The organism is Streptomyces sp. NPDC031064 (assembly GCF_055570965.1).
Genome location: NZ_JBVIGF010000001.1, coordinates 784,144 through 801,593, shown reverse-complemented (window position 1 = coordinate 801,593; position 17,450 = coordinate 784,144). Strand labels below are relative to the sequence as shown.

Annotated in this window: 24 protein-coding genes; 13 read left to right on the top strand and 11 right to left on the bottom strand. The window is 73.2% G+C overall.

Annotated features, from left to right (window positions below; translation table 11 throughout):
- Positions 1 to 4: 4 nt before the first annotated feature.
- The 8 genes from ACZ46W_RS03380 to ACZ46W_RS03345 all read right to left on the bottom strand — a co-directional run bounded on the left by ACZ46W_RS03380 (position 5) and on the right by ACZ46W_RS03345 (position 4,884).
- The gene (locus tag ACZ46W_RS03380) at positions 5 to 1,150 is read right to left on the bottom strand and encodes an SRPBCC family protein (protein WP_468330548.1); all 1,146 of its coding nucleotides are present in this window, start codon (positions 1,148 to 1,150) and stop codon (positions 5 to 7) included.
- Positions 1,147 to 1,743, bottom strand: coding sequence for a hypothetical protein (locus ACZ46W_RS03375; protein WP_468330545.1), 597 nt, complete (start codon positions 1,741 to 1,743; stop codon positions 1,147 to 1,149). Before ACZ46W_RS03375 ends, ACZ46W_RS03380 begins: the two co-directional genes overlap by 4 nt.
- A 22-nt stretch (positions 1,744 to 1,765) precedes the next feature.
- Complete coding sequence (locus ACZ46W_RS03370; protein WP_468330542.1) at positions 1,766 to 2,017, bottom strand: gas vesicle protein GvpG; 252 nt, start codon at positions 2,015 to 2,017, stop codon at positions 1,766 to 1,768.
- A 14-nt stretch (positions 2,018 to 2,031) separates the two neighbouring features.
- On the bottom strand, positions 2,032 to 2,745 hold the full coding sequence (locus ACZ46W_RS03365) for a GvpL/GvpF family gas vesicle protein (protein WP_468330539.1): 714 nt from the start codon (positions 2,743 to 2,745) through the stop codon (positions 2,032 to 2,034).
- A 3-nt stretch (positions 2,746 to 2,748) separates the two neighbouring features.
- Positions 2,749 to 3,216 (bottom strand): gas vesicle structural protein GvpA, encoded by a 468-nt coding sequence (locus tag ACZ46W_RS03360; protein ID WP_468330536.1) that lies wholly within the window; start codon positions 3,214 to 3,216, stop codon positions 2,749 to 2,751.
- 47 nt (positions 3,217 to 3,263) lie between these two features.
- The gene (locus ACZ46W_RS03355; protein ID WP_468330533.1) at positions 3,264 to 3,593 is read right to left on the bottom strand and encodes a gas vesicle protein GvpO; all 330 of its coding nucleotides are present in this window, start codon (positions 3,591 to 3,593) and stop codon (positions 3,264 to 3,266) included.
- An 86-nt stretch (positions 3,594 to 3,679) separates the two neighbouring features.
- Positions 3,680 to 4,027 carry a VOC family protein gene (locus ACZ46W_RS03350; RefSeq protein WP_468330530.1) on the bottom strand — a complete coding sequence of 116 codons (348 nt, stop codon included), beginning with the start codon at positions 4,025 to 4,027 and terminating at the stop codon, positions 3,680 to 3,682.
- A gap of 47 nt (positions 4,028 to 4,074) precedes the next feature.
- Positions 4,075 to 4,884 (bottom strand): methyltransferase domain-containing protein, encoded by an 810-nt coding sequence (locus ACZ46W_RS03345; protein WP_468330527.1) that lies wholly within the window; start codon positions 4,882 to 4,884, stop codon positions 4,075 to 4,077.
- A 139-nt stretch (positions 4,885 to 5,023) separates the two neighbouring features.
- Here ACZ46W_RS03345 and ACZ46W_RS03340 point away from each other — a divergent pair, with 139 nt between their 5' ends.
- From ACZ46W_RS03340 to ACZ46W_RS03330, 3 genes are all read left to right on the top strand, one after another.
- A complete protein-coding gene (locus ACZ46W_RS03340) occupies positions 5,024 to 6,058 on the top strand; it encodes an SDR family oxidoreductase (protein WP_468330524.1) in 1,035 nt (344 codons plus the stop codon).
- A gap of 205 nt (positions 6,059 to 6,263) precedes the next feature.
- Positions 6,264 to 7,568 carry an NAD(P)/FAD-dependent oxidoreductase gene (locus ACZ46W_RS03335; RefSeq protein WP_468332422.1) on the top strand — a complete coding sequence of 435 codons (1,305 nt, stop codon included), beginning with the start codon at positions 6,264 to 6,266 and terminating at the stop codon, positions 7,566 to 7,568.
- A gap of 1 nt (position 7,569) precedes the next feature.
- Positions 7,570 to 9,435, top strand: coding sequence for a transketolase (locus tag ACZ46W_RS03330; RefSeq protein ID WP_468330521.1), 1,866 nt, complete (start codon positions 7,570 to 7,572; stop codon positions 9,433 to 9,435).
- A gap of 198 nt (positions 9,436 to 9,633) precedes the next feature.
- On the opposite strand, the gene ACZ46W_RS03325 is transcribed toward ACZ46W_RS03330, so the two are convergent.
- On the bottom strand, positions 9,634 to 10,173 hold the full coding sequence (locus ACZ46W_RS03325) for a GNAT family N-acetyltransferase (RefSeq protein WP_468330518.1): 540 nt from the start codon (positions 10,171 to 10,173) through the stop codon (positions 9,634 to 9,636).
- An 83-nt stretch (positions 10,174 to 10,256) separates the two neighbouring features.
- Here ACZ46W_RS03325 and ligD point away from each other — a divergent pair, with 83 nt between their 5' ends.
- From ligD to ACZ46W_RS03280, 9 genes are all read left to right on the top strand, one after another.
- A complete protein-coding gene (ligD, locus tag ACZ46W_RS03320; protein WP_468330515.1) occupies positions 10,257 to 11,168 on the top strand; it encodes a non-homologous end-joining DNA ligase in 912 nt (303 codons plus the stop codon).
- Between the two features lie 67 nt (positions 11,169 to 11,235).
- Entirely contained in the window at positions 11,236 to 11,577 is a 342-nt protein-coding gene (locus ACZ46W_RS03315) for a gas vesicle protein GvpO (protein WP_366126389.1), read from the top strand.
- Between the two features lie 19 nt (positions 11,578 to 11,596).
- A complete protein-coding gene (locus ACZ46W_RS03310) occupies positions 11,597 to 12,019 on the top strand; it encodes a gas vesicle structural protein GvpA (protein WP_468330512.1) in 423 nt (140 codons plus the stop codon).
- Positions 12,016 to 12,732: a GvpL/GvpF family gas vesicle protein gene (locus ACZ46W_RS03305; protein WP_468330509.1), complete on the top strand. Its 717-nt coding sequence runs from the start codon at positions 12,016 to 12,018 to the stop codon at positions 12,730 to 12,732. Before ACZ46W_RS03310 ends, ACZ46W_RS03305 begins: the two co-directional genes overlap by 4 nt.
- An 18-nt stretch (positions 12,733 to 12,750) precedes the next feature.
- Entirely contained in the window at positions 12,751 to 12,987 is a 237-nt protein-coding gene (locus tag ACZ46W_RS03300; RefSeq protein WP_468330506.1) for a gas vesicle protein GvpG, read from the top strand.
- A complete protein-coding gene (locus tag ACZ46W_RS03295; protein WP_468330503.1) occupies positions 12,984 to 13,316 on the top strand; it encodes a gas vesicle protein in 333 nt (110 codons plus the stop codon). Before ACZ46W_RS03300 ends, ACZ46W_RS03295 begins: the two co-directional genes overlap by 4 nt.
- Positions 13,313 to 14,125: a GvpL/GvpF family gas vesicle protein gene (locus ACZ46W_RS03290; protein ID WP_468330500.1), complete on the top strand. Its 813-nt coding sequence runs from the start codon at positions 13,313 to 13,315 to the stop codon at positions 14,123 to 14,125. The genes ACZ46W_RS03295 and ACZ46W_RS03290 overlap by 4 nt, the downstream gene beginning before the upstream one ends.
- Entirely contained in the window at positions 14,122 to 14,346 is a 225-nt protein-coding gene (locus ACZ46W_RS03285) for a gas vesicle protein (protein WP_468330498.1), read from the top strand. Before ACZ46W_RS03290 ends, ACZ46W_RS03285 begins: the two co-directional genes overlap by 4 nt.
- A complete protein-coding gene (locus ACZ46W_RS03280; protein ID WP_468330496.1) occupies positions 14,343 to 14,621 on the top strand; it encodes a gas vesicle protein K in 279 nt (92 codons plus the stop codon). Before ACZ46W_RS03285 ends, ACZ46W_RS03280 begins: the two co-directional genes overlap by 4 nt.
- 45 nt (positions 14,622 to 14,666) lie before the next feature.
- Here the strand turns inward: ACZ46W_RS03280 and ACZ46W_RS03275 are convergent, their stop codons facing one another.
- The gene (locus ACZ46W_RS03275; RefSeq protein ID WP_366126381.1) at positions 14,667 to 14,834 is read right to left on the bottom strand and encodes a hydrophobic protein; all 168 of its coding nucleotides are present in this window, start codon (positions 14,832 to 14,834) and stop codon (positions 14,667 to 14,669) included.
- 204 nt (positions 14,835 to 15,038) lie between these two features.
- On the opposite strand from ACZ46W_RS03275, the gene ACZ46W_RS03270 reads away from it, so the two are divergent.
- Positions 15,039 to 15,803, top strand: a complete 765-nt coding sequence (locus tag ACZ46W_RS03270) for a hypothetical protein (protein WP_468330493.1) — start codon at positions 15,039 to 15,041, stop codon at positions 15,801 to 15,803.
- A 35-nt stretch (positions 15,804 to 15,838) separates the two neighbouring features.
- Here the strand turns inward: ACZ46W_RS03270 and ACZ46W_RS03265 are convergent, their stop codons facing one another.
- Positions 15,839 to 17,347: a phosphatase PAP2 family protein gene (locus tag ACZ46W_RS03265; protein WP_468330490.1), complete on the bottom strand. Its 1,509-nt coding sequence runs from the start codon at positions 17,345 to 17,347 to the stop codon at positions 15,839 to 15,841.
- Between the last annotated feature and the right edge of the window lie 103 nt (positions 17,348 to 17,450).

The following is a 17,450-nucleotide window of genomic DNA, read 5'->3' as shown; positions in this document are numbered from 1 at the left end:
TCGGTCAGCCCCGGGCGCCGGCCCGGCGGCGTGGGCGTTCCTCTTCGTAGGCCCCCTCGTCGTCCTCGTCCTCCTCCTCCCAGTCCTCCTCGTTCCGCCCGGGCCGGCCCCGCTCCTCGTCCCAGTCCTCGTCGTCGTCCTCCGCGTACTGTCCGTACGGTTCGTCGTCCTCCTCCTGGTACGCGGTGCGGCGACGCCCCTCGCGGCCGCGCCCGCCCCGTGCGGAGACCCGTTCCTCGTCCCGTTCCTCGTCCTCGTCCAGGTCCCGGTCCTCGTCCTCGTCCCGTTCCTCGTCCTCGGCGTGCTCCTGGCCGTCCTCCGCCTCCTCGTGGTCGCGCACCACCTCGCCGTCGCGGATCTCGCCGCGCCAGCCCTCCGCGGGCTCGTCCTGGAGGGTGACGAACTTGCGGAAGAGCTTGAGGTCCAGGCGGGCCCGCCGGCCCTGCGCGCGGACGATGTTCCCGGTCTTCTCGACCAGCCCCTTCGGGAAGTACTCCAGGACCAGCAGCACCTTGGTGAGGTTGTCGCCCAGGGGATGGAAGGTCACTGCTCCCTTCGTGGTGCCCTTGGGTCCCTCGGACGTCCAGACGATCCGCTCGTCGGGGACCTGCTCGACGATCTTCGCCTGCCAGCTCCGGTTGGCCTTGGCGACCTTCACCTGCCAGTCGGTGGTGGTCTCGTCGGACTGCTGGACGTTGACGACGCCCTTGGCGAAGCGGCCGAACTGCTGGAACTGCGACCACTGGTCGTAGGCCTGGCGTACGGGGACCCCGATGTCGACGTCCTCGATGATCACGACGCTCTTCCCCCGCGTCTCACCCTTGCCGCCCTTGCCCGCCTTGCCGGTGACGGCGCCCACCAGACCGGACACCTTGTCCTTCACCCCGCCGGCCACCTGCGACAAGGCCATGGACGCCGCGACACCGCCGGGTGACTTGCCCTTGCCGTACGCTTCGCCGCCCTTGGAGAGGGTGCCGAGGACGTTGCCGAGGGAATTGCCGGGGTCGCCGAGCTGCCGCGTGGCCTCGCCCAGGCGTTCGCCCATGGTGCTCACCGCCCGCTCGGCTCGGGCCTCCAGGTAGCTCCGCAGCTCCTCCTTCAGCCGGTCACCCGCACCGGAAACCACGTCCGTGCCCTTTCCGCCCTTCATGACCGGGACCTCCTCGCCGTGCCGCTGTCACGTCCCTCGCTCCGTGCCGACGTGGACGTGCCGGTGGTCTTCTTCTCGCGTGCCGCACCGGCCGCCTTGCCCGCCGCACCGGCCGCCTTGCCCGCCGGACCGCGGCGTGGCCGGTCGGACCCGGCCCGCGTCGCCCGCTTGCGCGGCTTGGGCCGCTCTTCCTCCTCGGCGGCCTCGTCCCCCTGCTCGTCCTCGCGCTCCTCCTCGCCGTCGCCCTCGTGCTCGCCCTCGTACTCGTCCCCGCGCTCGTCCTCCGCGCCGGGCACGGAGGGCAGACCGCTGCGAAGGCCGGCGGTCCGCTCGTGCAGGGAATCGGCCAGCCGGTCCGCCCGGGCGGCGACCGCCGTGGCCGCGGCCTCCTTGCCTGCCGCGACGAGGTCGTTGCGTATCCGCTCGCTGAGCGCGTCGACGGCCGGTGAATCCATGACCGTCGACACCGCCTTCTTGGGGTTGATCTTCTTCCGCAGCATCCACGTCGCCAGGGTGATGGCGAGCTTGCCCTTCTTGGTCCGTCCCAGTACGTAACCGCTCAGCAGCGCCGCACCGGTCGTCGCGTTGTTCATCGCGCTAGGTCCTCCTCGCACGTCATGGTCCGCTGCCTTCCCAGAAGCGCTGGATCTCCTCGAGCCGGTCCAGCAGCTCGTCCTCGCGCCTGTCGAAGGTCTCCTGATCGATCCGGCCGGATGTCAGTTCCCGCTCCAGTTCGGCGAGAGCGCGTACGACCGGCCGAGCGTCGTAGTACTCCTGCTCCGCGGCCTCGGCGACCCTCCGCACCACCCATCCGACCCCTCGCACGGGAGCCAGGGGAAGGGTGATCAGTTGGGTGAAGAGGCCCATGACCGGCGGTTTCCCTACACGAAGCTGTAGGGCGGCAGCGGCCCGTGCAGCCGGAACGCGAAGCCGTCGCCGAACTGCCCGGCGAGTTCCGCCTCCCGTTCCAGGAAGCCGCTCTGCCGTTCGCGTTCGACGAGGAAGGACACGCTCACGAAGTCGTCGCCGACCGCGTCCGACTCCCGGACCTCACGCGCCAGTGGGCGCAGCGCCTCCACCACGCCGGCCGCCAGGGACTCGCGGCGGGCGTCGACCCCGGCCGCGACCAGCTCACCGAGGGAGATCTTCAGGTCCTGGCCGCCGCGCCCGCCGCGGATCTCCTCGTTCATGCGCCGTGCCTGCTCCGACTCCCGCAGCACGTCGCGCAGCAGGACCTCCTCGTCGCACGACGCCTTCAGGTGCAGCTCCACGCAGCCGTCCAGGGCGTCCAGCCGCTCCCGGTAGCCCTCGGCGCGCTCCTTGAGCGCATCGCGCACCGCGTCGTCGTCGGGCGCCAGCGAACCGAAGCGCAGCGGCAGCACGCCGGCCTGTCCCAGGAGCTCCTGGAGGACGGTCTGGTGCGCGAGCACGTCACGGCGCTTGGCCCGCAGGCCGTCCGGCGCGTCACTGACGACGGCGGCGAGGTCACCCTCCGCCACCACACGAAGCTCTTGGGCGGGCTCGCCCACGCCCGAGACGCCGTCGAGGCGCAGGGGGTGGCTCTCCCACGTGATCGCATAGACGTAGACCGCCATGGCTCACTCTTCCCGGCGCCGGGGAGGACGGCGTGGCCGTGACCTCTCCCGCTCCTCTACCGGTTCGGGCTCTTCGTCGCGCTCGTCGTCGCGTCCCTTGCGGAACGAGTCGGTGAACGAGTCGGAGATGGCCTCCACCGCTCCCGTGAGCGCCCCTTTGCTCTTGCCCCGGGCCCCGCCCTCGGTCACTTCCCCCACCAGCTCGGGGAGCTGCGTGGGAGCCTTGCGCCCGCTTTCGAGGTCGAGCCGGTTGCACGCCTCGGCGAAGCGCAGGTAGGTGTCCACACTGGCCACCACGATGCGGGCGTCGACCTTGAGGATCTCGATGCCCACCAGTGACACGCGGACGAAGACGTCGATGACCAGGCCGCGGTCCAGGATCAGTTCCAGCACGTCGTACAGCGATGAGGACCCGCCGCCGCCTCCGCCCCGGGCGACAGGACCTCCGCCTCCTTGCGGCACCACCGTCATGGTGCCTCCTTTCACGGACCGCCTGCTCGGGCGGTCCGGGCCGGGGCTCAGGTGCGCCGGTCGATCTGTCCGCGCGTGTAGCGGCGGATCCGTTCGTACGCCATGAGCTCACCCTCTGTGTCGAGCGTCACCCGGTAGCTCGCCAGCACACTGGTGGTCTCGGGGATCCGCTCCAGCTCCAGCACCTCCACCTCTGCCTCCCACCCGTCATCGGTGGGCCGGAGCGCGGAGACCGACTCCGGCGGCCTGCCCAGCAGCTCCTGCAACTGCTGGGCAGCGGAGCGCATGGCCTTCGGTGCCGACATCCGCCGCGGCGGGCCGCCCCCGCCATCGCGGGAATCGCGCCGCTGTCCGTCGCTGTGCCGTTCCGAAGGCATCGTTCTCGTCACCTGCTGTCATAACCGACATAGGTGTCATAAAGCATTGAATTAATCATATAGGACCGGTGTCGCGGTCCCGGGTCTCAGCGGCGCTGGTCGACGTACTCGAAGACCGAACCGTCGGGGTGGACCGCGATCAGGTTGCGCCCGACGGGCGTCGGCACCGGCCCCGCCAGCACCTTCGCGCCGGCCTCGGTGAGCGTGGTGTGGGCGGCGTCCACGTCCTCGACCGCGATGGTGGCCGCCACCTTGCGGAGGATCTCCAGCTCGGACTCCGGGCCGCTCATCAACAGGAAGCAGCCGATGGCCGCCACGGACACGCCGCCGCGCTCGAAGCGGAGCGCGCGGCTTTTGGTGAGCCGTTCGTAGAAGACCACCGAGGTCTCCAGGTCGTCGACGCAGACGCGCAGCGTGGTGCCGAGGATCTCCATACCGGCGAGGGTAGTTGACCGAGTGGGGCAGTGAGATCGATTCGCCCTCACGCCACCCGGCACAGCACCTCGCCGTGCGGCACCAGGAACCAGCCGTCGTCCTGGCGCCCCCACTCGCGCCAGCCCTCGGCGATGGCGGCCAGCTCCGGCTCGGTCGCGTGACCGCCGTCGACGGCGAGCCTCGCGTACGCCGACGCGGTCGTGCGGTCCGCCCACAGCCCGCTCCACCAGGCACGCTCCTCGGGTGTGGCGTAGCACCAGGTGCCGGCCGTGGCGGTGATGTCGGTGAACCCGGCCTGCCGGGCCCAGGACAGCAGCCGGCGGCCGGCGTTCGGCTCACCGCCGTTGGCGCGGGCGACCCGCTGGTACAGCTCCTGCCACTCGTCCAGCACCGGCGGTTCGGGGTACCAGGCGAAGGCCGCGTAGTCGCTGTCGCGTGCGGCGACCACACCGCCGGGCCGGCACACCCGCCGCATCTCGCGCAGCGCGAGGACGGGGTCGCCCACGTGCTGGAGCACCTGGTGGGCGTGGACGATGTCGAAGGAGTCGTCGGGGAAGTCCAGCGCGTGGACGTCGGCGACGGCGAACTCCACGTTGTCCAGGCCGCGTTCGTCCACCGTGGCGCGGGCCTGCTCCAGGACGCCGCCCGCCGCGTCGACCGCCGTCACGCTGCCGCCCGGGGTGACGAGCGCCGCCAGGTCCGCCGTGATGGTGCCGGGGCCGCAGCCCACGTCCAGCACGTCCAGTCCCGGCCGCACCTCGCCGAGCAGGTACGCCGCCGAGTTGGCGGCCGTCCGCCACCGGTGCGAGCGCAGCACCGACTCGTGGTGCCCATGCGTGTAGACAGCGTCGGCCATCGCCGTACTCCCTTTGACTGCCGGGTGGTTGGTGCCGCCACCGTACGTTGCCGTGTCGCATGATGATACGCGCTTCTCACATTCTGATACGGAGTGGTGGCCCGTTAAGCCCCGGGCCGGCCGGGGTACCCGCCGCCGCATGGATGCGAACCCGCCGCAGCCGCGCACCGTCGTGATCACCGGCGCCGGCGGAGGCGTCGGCAGGGCGACCGCCCGCGCCTTCGCCGCGCGCGGCGACCGCGTGGCCCTGCTCGGGCGCGGCGAGAAGGGCCTGGCGGGTGCCGCCGCCGAGGTGCGCGAGGCGGGCGGCGAGGCCCTCACCGTGCCGGTCGACGTCGCCGACCACGAGGCCGTCGAGGAGGCGGCCGAGCGGGTCGAGACGGAACTCGGCCCCATCGACGTCTGGGTCAACAACGCCTTCACCGGCGTGTTCGCGCCCTTCACCGAGATCGGTCCCGACGAGTTCCGCCGCGTCACCGAGGTCACCTACCTGGGGTACGTGAACGGCACCAGGGCCGCCCTGCGCCGCATGGTCCCCCGCGACCGGGGAACCGTCGTCCAGGTCGGCTCCGCCCTCGCCTACCGGGGCATCCCGCTCCAGTCCGCGTACTGCGGCGCGAAACACGCCATCCAGGGCTGGAACGAGTCCGTGCGCTGCGAGCTGCTGCACGCCGGGAGCGAGGTGCGCACCACCATGGTGCAGTTGCCGGCCGTCAACACCCCGCAGTTCGACTGGGTGCTCTCCCGGATGCCCGGCCGCGCCCGGCCCGTCGCCCCCGTCTACCAGCCGGAGGTCGCCGCCCGGGCCGTCGTCCACGCCGCCGGTCACCCGGGCCGCCGCGAGTACCGGGTCGGCGCCTCCACCGTCGCCACCCTGCTCGCCAACGCCCTCGCGCCCGGCCTCCTCGACCGCTACCTCGCCCGGACCATGTACGAGGCCCAGCAGGACCCCGGCGCGCCGCTCGCCGGGCACGCCGACGAACCGGCCCCCAGCAACCTCTGGGCACCCGTCGACGGCCCCCTCGGCCGCGACTTCGGCGCCCACGGCCGGTTCGACGCCACCTCCCACGCCCTCTACGCCGACACCGTCCTGCTGCGCCACCCCGTCGCCCTGGCCGCCGGAGCCCTGGCGGGCGCCGCGGCGGCCGTGACGGCGCTGCGCCGACGCCGCTGAGGGGCCGCCCGGTGACCGGTATGCCGCGTTTGGGAGGCAGGCTCCGGGGCACCGGGAAGGTCCGTCCGCTTGACGAAGCTGTGCACGCAGACATGACGCTGGAGGCCCTGTGACCCCGTCCGTCAGCCCGTCCGGCCCGCTTCCCGGCCCCTCCGGCCGGCCCGGCCACACCGACGGCACCCGCGCCCGCGCCCTGCCGCGCGTCGTGATCGTCGGAGCCGGCTTCGCCGGATACCAGACCGCCCGGCACCTCTCCCGCAGCCTGCGCGGAAGCGCCGAGATCGTGCTGCTGAACCCGACCGACTACTTCCTCTACCTCCCGCTGCTGCCCCAGGTCACCGCCGGTGTCCTCGAACCGCGCCGGATCACCGTGTCCCTGCCCGGCACCCTCCGCCACGTACGGCTGGTGCTCGGCCAGGCCGACCACGTCGACCTCGACGGGCGCGCGGTCCACTACACCGACCCGGAAGGCACCGAGGGCACCCTCACCTACGACCGGCTCGTGCTCGCCGTCGGCAGCGTCAGCAAACTCCTGCCGATCCCGGGCGTCGCCGAGAACGCCACCGGCTTCCGCGGCCTGCCCGAGGCGCTGTACCTGCGCGATCACATCACCCGGCAGATAGAGCTCGCCTCGGCCTCCGGGAACCCCGCCGAATGCACCTCCCGCTGCACCTTCGTGGTCGTCGGCGCCGGCTACACCGGTACGGAACTGGCCGCGCACGGCAAGATGTTCACCGACGCCCTCGTCCGCAAGCAGCCCGCCTGGCCCGCCGGCGTACGGCCCCGCTGGATGCTCCTCGACGTCGCCGACCGCGTCCTGCCCGGCCTCGACGAGAAGCTCTCCCGCACGGCCGACGAGGTGCTGCGCAGCCGGGGCGTGGACGTGCGCACCAAGACGTCGGTCAAGGAGTCCCGGACGGACGGGGTCCTGCTGGACGACGGCGAGTTCGTCGAGACCCGCTCGCTCATCTGGTGCGTCGGTGTACGCCCCGACCCGCTCGTCTCCGAGCTTGGCCTGCCCGTCGAGCGCGGCCGGCTCGTCGTCACCCCGCAACTGGGCGTCCCCGGCCACCCCGACGTCTTCGCGTGCGGCGACGCCGCCGCCGTACCGGACCTGACCCGGCCCGGCGAGTTCACGCCCATGACCGCGCAGCACGCCTCCCGGCAGGGCAAGGTCGCCGCCCGCAACGTCGCCGCGTCCCTCGGGTACGGCGAGGCCGTCCCGTACAAGCACAGCGACCTGGGCTTCGCCGTCGACCTCGGCGGGGTCAAGGCGGCCGCCAACCCGATGGGCGTGAAGCTGTCCGGCCCGGTCGCCGGCGCCGTGACCCGCGGCTACCACCTGGCCGCCATGCCCGGCAACCGGGTGCGGGTCGCCGCCGACTGGCTGCTCGACGCCGCCCTGCCGCGCCAGGCCGTCCAGCTCGGCCTGCTCCGCTCCTGGCAGGTGCCCCTCGACACCGCCTCGCCCGAACTGGCCCGGATCCCCGGTGGACCCGGCAAGGAGTGACATGCACCACGAAGAACTGGCCACCCTCGCACAGCAGTTGCGCGTCGACGCGGTACGCGCCGCCGACGCCGCCGGCTCCGGGCACCCCACCTCGTCCATGTCGGCGGCCGACATCGCGGCCGTCCTCCTCGCCCACCACCTCCGCTTCGACTTCGACCACCCCGAGCACCCCGGCAACGACCGGTTCGTGCTCTCCAAGGGGCACGCCTCACCGCTGCTGTACGCCATGTACAAGGCGGCCGGCGCGGTCGACGACGACGAACTGCTCACCTTCCGCAAGCTCGGCAGCCGCCTCGAAGGGCACCCAACGCCCCGGCTGCCGTGGGTGGACGTCGCCACCGGCTCACTCGGGCAGGGCCTGCCGGTCGGCGTCGGGATCGCGCTGGCCGGCAAGCGCCTCGACGAGATCCCGTACCGCGTCTACGTCCTGTCCGGCGACAGCGAGATGGCGGAGGGCTCGGTGTGGGAGGCGGTCGAACACGCCGCGTACAACCACCTCGACAACCTCACCCTGATCGTCGACGTCAACCGGCTGGGGCAGCGCGGACCGACCCGGCACGAGCACAACCTGGCCGCGTACGAGCGGCGGCTGCACGCGTTCGGCTGGCACACGATCGAGGTCGACGGCCACGACGTGGAAGCCCTCGACCGGGCGTTCGCCGAGGCCCGCTCCACCATCCGGCAGCCGACCGTGATCCTCGCCGCCACCCACAAGGGCCGGGGCGTGGCCGCCGTCGAGGACCTGGAGGGCTTCCACGGCAAGCCCCTCAAGGACGCCGAGGCCGCCATCGCGGAGCTGGGCGGCCCCCGGTCCGTCCACGTGGACGTCCAGAAACCCCCGCGGACCACCGGCCGCAAGACCGTCACCAACGGCGGCGAGGGCGAACCGCCCGAGCCCGAGCTGCCGCGCTTCGACGTCGGCGACTCGGTCGCCACCCGCACCGCCTACGGGCACGCCCTGGAGGCCCTCGGCTCGGCACGCGCCGACGTCGTCGCGCTCGACGCGGAGGTCAGCGACTCCACCCGTACCGAGTTCTTCGCCAAGGCCCACCCCGACCGGTACTTCGAGTGCTACATCGCCGAACAGCAGCTCGTCGCCGCCGCCGTGGGGCTCCAGACGCGCGGCTACGTGCCGTACGCGTCGACCTTCGCGGCCTTCCTGACCCGGGCGTACGACTTCGTCCGGATGGCGGCCGTCAGCCGCGCCGGGGTCAACCTCGTCGGCTCCCACGCGGGCGTCGCCATCGGCCAGGACGGACCGTCCCAGATGGGGCTGGAGGACCTGGCCATGTTCCGCTCGGTGCACGACAGCACCGTGCTGTACCCGTGCGACGCCAACCAGACCGCGAGGCTCGTGGCCACGATGGCCGACCTCAAGGGCGTCCGGTACCTGCGCACCTCTCGCGGTGACCTGCCCGTGCTGTACGGGCCGGACGAGACCTTCCCCGTCGGCGGCTCCAAGGTGCTGCGCACCCACGGCGACGACGACCGGGCGACGATCGTCGCCGCCGGGGTCACGGTCCACGAGGCGCTCAAGGCCGCCGACCTGCTCGACGACCACGGCATCCCGGTGCGGGTGATCGACCTGTACTCCGTCAAGCCCGTCGACGCCGACACGCTCGACGACGCGGCCGGTGCCACGGGGTGCATCCTCACCGTGGAGGACCACCACCCGGAGGGCGGCATCGGCGACGCCGTCGCGGACGCCTTCTCCGACGGCCGGCCCGCCCCGCGCATGGCCCGCCTCGCGGTACGGAACATGCCCGCGTCGGCGACCCCGGACGAGCAGCTCCACAAGGCCGGCATCGACGCCGAGGCCATCGTGGCGGCCGTACAACTGCTGGTGGAGCGCGTCGTGGCACCGTGACCGGTGCGGGAGGCGGCCGACCCCGGCCCGCCCCCCGCACCGGTCCGCCACGCGGGGGCCCCGTGGCCGAGCGCCCGCGCCGTAAGACCGACTCGGGCCGGGGGCCCCGGACCCGTACGCCTTCCAAGGCCGAGCCCCCGCGCCGTAAGACCGACGAGCCCCCGGGCCCGTGCCCTGCGGCCCTGGCCCCTCCGGCCTTCAGGGCCGGGTCGCCGCCAGCCACTCCTCGCGCGTGAGGGCGTACTCCACATCGCCCTGCTCGGAGCCCTCGATCACGTCGGGCCACTCCTCGAAGAACGTCCGGACGTAACGGAGCCCGCACTTCTCCAGCACGCGCCGCGACCCCGCGTTGACCGTCATCGTCTGCGCGGTCACCCGCCGCACGCCCAGCTCCCCGAACCCCTTGTCGAGCAGCGCCCGGGCGCCCTCGGTCGCGTACCCCCGGCCCCATGCCGGCCGGCGCAGCCGGTAGCCCAGCTCCACCGTGCCCTCCTCCGCCAGTGGCTCCAGCGAGAACCAGCCCAGCCACTCGCCCGTGCCGCGCGCCTCCGCGGCCCAGAAGCCCGGCCCCATCAGCCGCCGCAGCGCTCCCGTCCGCACCTCGTCGCGCGACACGGGCCGGCCGCCGTTGAGGTACCGCATGACCCGGGGGTCGTTGTCGAGCGCCACCACGTGGTCCAGGTCGTTCTCCGTGACCGTACGCAGCACCAGCCGGGGCGTTTCCAGGAAGACACTCATGGCAACGGATCGTCCGCCCCGGCACCGCCGCCCCGCAACGGGATTGCGGGTGTGGCCCGGGGCCGGCCGGGTACGCGCACACGATGAGTACGAGCAGCACCAGGGCCGTACGCGCCGGCCGCCGAACCGTCGACATCCACCGCCCCGACAAGGTCCTCTTCCCCGGCGACGGGATCACCAAGGCCGGACTCGCCGACTACTACCACTCCGTCGCGCCCTTCATGCTGCCGCACCTGCGCGGCCGGCCGCTGATGCTCGAACGGCACCCCGACGGCATCGACGGCCCCCGCTTCATGCAGAAGGACACGCCCGGCAACTACCCCGACTGGGTGCACCGCGTGACGGTCCCCAAGGAGGGCGGCACCGTCACCCACACCGTGTGCGACGACACCGCCACGCTCCTCCACCTCGCCGACCAGGCGTGCGTCACCCTGCACCGCTGGCAGTCGAAGGCCGACCGGATCGACCGGCCCGACCGCATGGTGTTCGACCTCGATCCTCCCGAGGACGACTTCGACGCCGTACGCCGCGCGGCCCACCTCCTCGGCGAACTCCTCGACGCGCTCAGGCTGCCCTCCGCCCTGATGACCACCGGCTCCAGGGGGCTGCACGTCATCGTGCCGCTCGACGGGCACAGCGCCTTCGACGACGTGCGCGGCTTCGCCCGCGACGTCGCCGACACCCTCGCCGCCGCCCACCCCGGCGAACTCACCACCGCCGCACGCAAACAGGCCCGCGGCGACCGCCTCTACCTGGACGTCCAGCGCAACGGCTACGCGCAGACCGCCGTCGTGCCCTACTCCGTACGCGCCCGGCCGGGCGCCCCCGTCGCCACGCCGCTGCGCTGGGACCAGCTCGACGACCCGGCCACCCACGCCCGCCGCTGGACCGTCGCCACCGCACTCGAACAGGCCCGCAGTACCCCCTGGGACGGCTCGGCGCTCCGCCCCCGCGCCCTCGGTCCGGCCCGCCGGCGCCTCGACGCACTGCGCTGAGCCGCGCACGAGCCAGGGCCAAGGGTTTGCGGGCCCGAGTCACGGCAACCCGAAGAGCGAGGCATTCATGGCGAACCAACCCGAGAACACCCAGAACCACACCAACGCCCGGGCGAAGAGCGCCCGGGCACAACAACAGCCCCGGGAACAGTCACCCGGCCCCATGCAGGTGCTGCGCGGCGCATGCGCCCAGCTCGCCGAATTGACCGGCATGGAGGCCGAGTCGGTGTCGTCGTTCGAACGCACCGAGGACGGCTGGAGCCTGACCGTCGAGGTCCTCGAACTGGCCCGTGTCCCCGACACGATGAGCCTGCTCGCCTCGTACGACGTCGAACTCGACGCCCACGGCGAGCTCAGTGGCTACCGGCGCGTCCGCCGCTACGAACGCGGCAGGGCCGACCGTTCCTGAGGGAGGGAGGCACCCCACCATGACCGTTGTCCCGGCACAGCAAGGCGGAGGCGGCGGCGCCCGCGGCACCAGCGGCCTGTACGACGTCCTCGAACTCGTCCTGGACCGCGGACTCGTCATCGACGCGTTCGTCCGTGTGTCCCTGGTCGGCATCGAGATCCTGAAGATCGACGTCCGGGTCGTCGTCGCCAGCGTCGACACCTACCTCCGCTTCGCCGAGGCATGCAACCGCCTCGACCTGGAGGCGGGCCCCCGCAAGGACCCCGGACTGCCCGACCTGGTCGGTGAGATGACCGAGTCCGGCGCCCGCGGCAAGTCCAAGGGGGCGCTCTCCGGAGCCGCCGAAACCATCTCGGACGCCCTCAAGGGCTCGTCCGGCGGCTCGTCCAGCGGCTCGTCCGGCCGCTCGTCGTCGACCCGCAAGAAGGAGGAGCAGGAGTGAGCACGTACGTCTACGGAATCGCACGCAGCTCACACCCGAGCCTGCCCGAGAAGATGGGCGGCATCGGCGAACCGCCCCAGCCCGTCCGCGTCCTCACCCACGGCGCCCTCGCCGCGCTCGTCAGCGACGCGCCCGAGGACCTCAGGCCCAAGCGGCGTGACCTGCTCGCCCACCAGAACGTGCTGGCCGAGGCGGGCGCGGGCGGAGCCGTCCTGCCGATGCGGTTCGGCGGCATCTCACCCGACGACGACGCGGTCGTCGCCGTCCTGGGCGAGCGCGAGGAGCACTACCTGGAACGGCTGCGGGCCCTGGACGACAAGGTCGAGTACAACGTCAAGGCCAGCCACGACGAAGAGGCCGTCCTGCACCGCGTGCTCGCCGACAACCCCGAGCTGCGCGAGCTCAGCGAGGCCAACCGCGCGGCCGGCGGCGGCACGTACGAACAGAAGCTGGCCCTCGGCGAACGCGTCGCGGCCGCCGTCCAGCAGCGGGAGGCGAGCGACGCGGTCCTCATCCAGCAGGCGCTGGAGGCCGAGGCCGCCGACGTCCGCCCCGGCCCGGAGAGCGGCGGCTGGCTGGCCAACATCTCGTTCCTGGTGGAGCGGGACCGCGCCGGCGCCCTCATCACCGCGATCGACAAGCTCCGGCAGACGCACAACCACCTCGTGCTCCAGGTGAACGGACCGCTGCCGCCGTACAGCTTCGTGGAGTGAGAGGGAAGGACCCGAGCCATGGGCCTGCTGGGCGAGCTGCTGCTCCTGCCGGCCGCCCCCGTGCGCGGCACCGCCTGGGTGCTGCGCCAGGTGGTGGCCGAGGCCGAGCGGCAGTACTACGACCCCGCCGCCGTACAGCGCGAACTCGCCCGCCTCAACGAACTGCTGGAGGCGGGCGAGATCGACGAGGCGGAATTCGACCGCCGCGAGGACGAGCTCCTCGACCGACTGGAGAAGGGCCCGAGACAGCCATGACCACCCCACGCCCCGCACGCCCCGGCGGCGGCCTGCCCAGCCCGTACGCCTCGGACGGCAGCAGCGCCAACCTCGCCGACATCCTGGAGCGCGTCCTCGACAAGGGCGTCGTCATCGCCGGTGACATCAAGATCAACCTGCTCGACATCGAGCTGCTGACCATCAAGCTGCGCCTCGTCGTCGCCTCCGTCGACCGTGCCAAGGAGATGGGCATCGACTGGTGGGAGAGCGACCCCGCGCTCTCCTCCCGCGCCCGCCACAGCGAACTGGCCCGCGAGAACGCCGACTTGCAGCGCCGCATCGCCGAACTGGAGGGACGCACCGCATGAGCACCGACCGGCTGCGTTACGTGTACGCCGTCACGCGACCCTTCGACGGCGTCCTGCCCGAAGGGGCACGCGGCATCGACGGCGAACCGCCCAGGCTGCTGCGCCACGGCGACCTGGTCGCCGTCACCGGCGCCGTCCCGGCCGAGGAGTTCGACGAGGCGCCGCTGCGCGCCCGCCTGGAGGACCTCGACTGGCTGGCCGGCACCGCGCGCGCCCACGACGCGGTGATCTCCGCCCTGTCGACCGTGACCTGCCCGCTCCCGCTGCGACTCGCGACCGTCTGCCGCGACGACAGCGGCGTGCGGCGCCTGCTGGAGGACGGGCACGACCGCTTCGTACGGGCCCTTGAGCGGCTGGACGGCCGGGTCGAATGGGGCGTCAAGGTGTACGCGGAGCCAGGCGCCGGAGTCGAACCGGAGGCTGAGCCGGAGACGGGAGCGGCGAAGCCCGCGACCGGGGCGAGCGGCCGCGACTACCTGCGCCGCCGCCTGCACGCCCGCCGCAGCCGCGAGGGCGACTGGCAGCGGGCCGACGCCCTGTGCCGGCGGCTGCACGCCGAGCTGTCCCGGTACGCGGAGGCCGGCACCGTCCACCGGCCCCAGGACGCCCGGCTCTCCGGCGCCGCCGGGGTGAACGTGCTCAACGCCGCCTACCTGGTGGACCGGGCGCGCAGCCAGCGGTTCGTCGAGCTGGTCGACGGGGCGTCCGAGCCGGGCGTACGTGTCGAACTCACGGGGCCGTGGGCGCCGTACTCGTTCGCGGGCGTGGCGGACGAGGAGGCCCATGAGGGCCAGGAGGCCGGCCGATGAGCACGGTGGGCACGACGAGCTCGTCGAGCGCGGTGGAGCCGCTGGCCGTGCGGCGCATCGCCCTGGTCGACCTGCTGGACCGGCTGCTCGCGGGCGGTGTGGTGCTCACGGGTGACCTGACCCTCCGGATCGCCGACGTCGACCTCGTACGCGTCGACCTGAAGGCCCTCATCAGCTCGGTGAGCGAGGACGTGCCGTCCCCCTGGGAGGTGGGCCCGTGACCGCGCCGCGCCGCCGCACGGTGGAGCTCGACCCCGACACCGTCGAACGGGACCTCGCCGCGCTCGTCCTGACGGTCGTGGAGCTGCTGCGACAGCTCATGGAGCGCCAGGCGCTGCGGCGCGTGGAGAGCGGGGACCTCACCGAGGAGCAGGAGGAGCGGATCGGGCTGACGCTGATGCTGCTGGAGGACCGGATGGAGGTCCTCCGCACGCGCTTCGGACTCGCGCCGGAGGACCTCAACATCGACCTGGGGCCGCTCGGGCCCCTGCTCTGATCCGTTTCTCCTGTCCGCTTCCGCGACCTGACCCTCTCTCACCCGCTACCAGCGGTACCAGCGTGACCGTCCGGCGTCCGTCGTCGTGCGCATCAGGAAGCCGAGCAGCCAGATCACCAGGACCGCCAAGGCGATCCACCACAGCACCTTCACCGCGAAGCCGAAGCCGAACAGCACCAGCGCCAGCAGCAGAACGAGCAGGATGGGAACCATAATCTGCACCTCCGCCCTCCGGGTGCCCCGGATTCGAACTCGTACACGGAACGGGCCCGGTGCGGGCCCGCGCTAGGTGGACCGGGGGAAATTCACGCGCGTCGCCCCGTCACCACCGCGCTCGGCAACGGGATCAGCAGATCATCATCCGGTGGTCGCAGTCCACGCCGCCCGGCCGCCGGCGATGAAGGGAAAGGCTCCGACATGCCCGTCGTCAACAGCGCAGGACGTCTCGTGCTCACCGCCGCGGTGTGCGCCGGACTGCTCGTGGGATGCGCGGGAGAGCCACGGACAGCCACCGGCCCCCAGGGCCCGGTGAAGAAGACGGCGGCGGCCCCGGCACCCGGAGCGCCCGTACGGCCCACGCGGCCCGCGCCCGCCGAGATCCCCGGCCTGGGCCCCGGTACCCGCTCGCACATCCCCGCCACCAGCAGCCAGGCGCTCGTCGTCAAGGGCGACGGACCGCACTCCCACCAGTCGACCGCCGTGCTGTACGAGCGCGATCCGGCGACCGGGTGGAAGGCCGTCAGCCAGCCGTGGCCCGCGCACAACGCGCTGCGCGGCTGGACGGCCAACCACCGGGCCGGAGACCTGCGGACGCCCATCGGGGTGTTCGCCCTGGGCGACGCCGGGGGAGCCCTGCCCGACCCGGGCACCCTGCTGCCCTACGACCAGGACCCGGAGTTCAACTTGTCCGGCACGGGCTTCCTGGGCGAACCCCTGGAGGGCTCCTTCGACCACGTCGTGGCCATCGACTACAACCGCGTCCCCGGCACGTCCCCCCTCAACAAGGTCCGCCCCCTGGGACTCGGCAAGGGCGGCGGCGTCTGGATCCACGTCGACCACGGCGGGCCCACGCGCGCGTGCATCTCCCTCCAGCGGGACGACATGCGGCAGTTGCTGCTCGCCCTGGACCCGGCGAAGAACCCGGTGATCGTGATGGGGGACGCGGGAACGCTCGGACGGTGACCGCCGGGTGCCCAAAGACCTTCCGGGCCCCGCCGTCACAGGGCCTTACGCGGCCGGTAGACCGTCAGCACCTCGTCGGCCTTGTCGACAAACAACTCCGGCGGGGCCTTCGTCACTTCGCCGTCGTACGCCAGCGGCGTCCCCGGCGCCAGGCCCGAGACCCGCACCCGCCGCACCTGCTCCGCCGCGTGCACCGGCGACCGGCTGAGCGGCCCGGCGAGCGCCGCCGCCAGCAGCCGCAGCCCCGGCAGCCGGCCGGCGTGCACCACCCGGACGTCCAGCAGGCCGTCGGCCAGGTCGTGGCGGCGGCCCGGTGTCGGGCCCATGCGCCGGTAGACGCCGTTCCCCGCGAACAGCAGCCACAGCGGGCGCCGGCGGCCGCGCAGCTCGACCTCCAGCGGATGCTCGCCGCGCAGCACGTTCCACGCCGCCAGGACACCGGCGGGCCAGCCGCCGATCCGGGGCGACCAGCGCTCCCGAAGCCGTACCAGCTCCGGATACACGCCCAGGCTGAAGGTGTTGAGGAAGTACCCGTACGGCGCGCCGTCCGGCCCCGGGGCGAAGCGGCCCAGGTCGACGCGGACCGCGTCCCCCGAGGCGAGCGCGCGACAGGTGTCGTGGACCGACTCGACGCCCAGGTCGTGGGCGAAGTGGTTCAGGGTGCCGCCCGGGAACACCGCGAGCGGCAGGCCGTACCGGACGGCCACCGCGGCGGCCCGGTTGACCGTGCCGTCGCCGCCGAGCACGCCCAGGGCGCGGCACCGCCCGGACACGGCGGCCTTCTCCAGCACGTGCGCCAGGTCGTCCGGGTCGCACTCCAGCACCTCGGCGCGCGGCAGCGCGTCCCGTACGAGCGAGGCCGTGTCCCCGGAGCCGGAGCCCCGGTTGGCGACGACGACCAGCTCGGCGCCGCCGGGCAGGGCGGGCGCGTCGGCGTGCGGGCGGCCCGGGGCGGGCAACTGCGACCGCGTCGGCACGATCCCGCGCACGGCGAACGCGGCTCCCACACCGAGCGCCGCGCCGACGAGCACGTCACTCGGGTAGTGGACGCCCGTGTAGACGCGGGACAGTGCCACGGCGGCGGCGACCGGCGCCACGGCCGCGCCCCAGCCCCTGGACTCCAGCAGGACGCCCGTCGCGAAGGCGGCCGCGGAGGCCGAGTGCCCGGACGGGAACGACGTGGTGAACGGCTGCTTCTTCAGTTGGCGCACCAGCGGCACCGCGTCCAGCACCGGCCGGGCGCGGCGCACGGACCGCTTGCCGACCGTGTTGATGGCCGCGGACGCCAGCGCCAGGGACGCCACGCCGCGCACGGCGGCCCGCCGCGAGCGCGGGTCGCGCCCGACGACGGCCATGCCGGCCGCGGCGCCGAACCACAGCAGCCCATGGTTCGCCGCATGACTCAACCGGGGCAGCACCCGGTCGCCACCCGGCCAGTGGCGGGTGGCGACCCGGTGGAAGACCTCCCGGTCCCAGGCGCTGAGCCGGGCGGTCACCCGGTCACGGACGGTCTCGGCCGGCTGTACGCCGTGGGAATCGGACATGCCCCGGGGGGGGGGGGGGGGGGACAAGGGGGGGGGGGGGGGGGGTGGGGGGGGGGGGGGCGCGGTGGGGGGGGGGGGGGGGGGGGGGGGGGGGGGGGGGATT

Bases quoted from the DNA above. Each gene is read 5' to 3' on its own strand.
- ACZ46W_RS03380 (WP_468330548.1), bottom strand. From the start codon at position 1,150: ATGAAGGGCGGAAAGGGCACGGACGTGGTTTCCGGTGCGGGTGACCGG.
- ACZ46W_RS03375 (WP_468330545.1), bottom strand. From the start codon at position 1,743: ATGAACAACGCGACGACCGGTGCGGCGCTGCTGAGCGGTTACGTACTG.
- ACZ46W_RS03370 (WP_468330542.1), bottom strand. From the start codon at position 2,017: ATGGGCCTCTTCACCCAACTGATCACCCTTCCCCTGGCTCCCGTGCGA.
- ACZ46W_RS03365 (WP_468330539.1), bottom strand. From the start codon at position 2,745: ATGGCGGTCTACGTCTATGCGATCACGTGGGAGAGCCACCCCCTGCGC.
- ACZ46W_RS03360 (WP_468330536.1), bottom strand. From the start codon at position 3,216: ATGACGGTGGTGCCGCAAGGAGGCGGAGGTCCTGTCGCCCGGGGCGGA.
- ACZ46W_RS03355 (WP_468330533.1), bottom strand. From the start codon at position 3,593: ATGCCTTCGGAACGGCACAGCGACGGACAGCGGCGCGATTCCCGCGAT.
- ACZ46W_RS03350 (WP_468330530.1), bottom strand. From the start codon at position 4,027: ATGGAGATCCTCGGCACCACGCTGCGCGTCTGCGTCGACGACCTGGAG.
- ACZ46W_RS03345 (WP_468330527.1), bottom strand. From the start codon at position 4,884: ATGGCCGACGCTGTCTACACGCATGGGCACCACGAGTCGGTGCTGCGC.
- ACZ46W_RS03340 (WP_468330524.1), top strand. From the start codon at position 5,024: ATGGATGCGAACCCGCCGCAGCCGCGCACCGTCGTGATCACCGGCGCC.
- ACZ46W_RS03330 (WP_468330521.1), top strand. From the start codon at position 7,570: ATGCACCACGAAGAACTGGCCACCCTCGCACAGCAGTTGCGCGTCGAC.
- ACZ46W_RS03325 (WP_468330518.1), bottom strand. From the start codon at position 10,173: ATGAGTGTCTTCCTGGAAACGCCCCGGCTGGTGCTGCGTACGGTCACG.
- ligD (WP_468330515.1), top strand. From the start codon at position 10,257: ATGAGTACGAGCAGCACCAGGGCCGTACGCGCCGGCCGCCGAACCGTC.
- ACZ46W_RS03315 (WP_366126389.1), top strand. From the start codon at position 11,236: ATGGCGAACCAACCCGAGAACACCCAGAACCACACCAACGCCCGGGCG.
- ACZ46W_RS03310 (WP_468330512.1), top strand. From the start codon at position 11,597: ATGACCGTTGTCCCGGCACAGCAAGGCGGAGGCGGCGGCGCCCGCGGC.
- ACZ46W_RS03300 (WP_468330506.1), top strand. From the start codon at position 12,751: ATGGGCCTGCTGGGCGAGCTGCTGCTCCTGCCGGCCGCCCCCGTGCGC.
- ACZ46W_RS03295 (WP_468330503.1), top strand. From the start codon at position 12,984: ATGACCACCCCACGCCCCGCACGCCCCGGCGGCGGCCTGCCCAGCCCG.
- ACZ46W_RS03290 (WP_468330500.1), top strand. From the start codon at position 13,313: ATGAGCACCGACCGGCTGCGTTACGTGTACGCCGTCACGCGACCCTTC.
- ACZ46W_RS03285 (WP_468330498.1), top strand. From the start codon at position 14,122: ATGAGCACGGTGGGCACGACGAGCTCGTCGAGCGCGGTGGAGCCGCTG.
- ACZ46W_RS03275 (WP_366126381.1), bottom strand. From the start codon at position 14,834: ATGGTTCCCATCCTGCTCGTTCTGCTGCTGGCGCTGGTGCTGTTCGGC.
- ACZ46W_RS03270 (WP_468330493.1), top strand. From the start codon at position 15,039: ATGCCCGTCGTCAACAGCGCAGGACGTCTCGTGCTCACCGCCGCGGTG.
- ACZ46W_RS03265 (WP_468330490.1), bottom strand. From the start codon at position 17,347: ATGTCCGATTCCCACGGCGTACAGCCGGCCGAGACCGTCCGTGACCGG.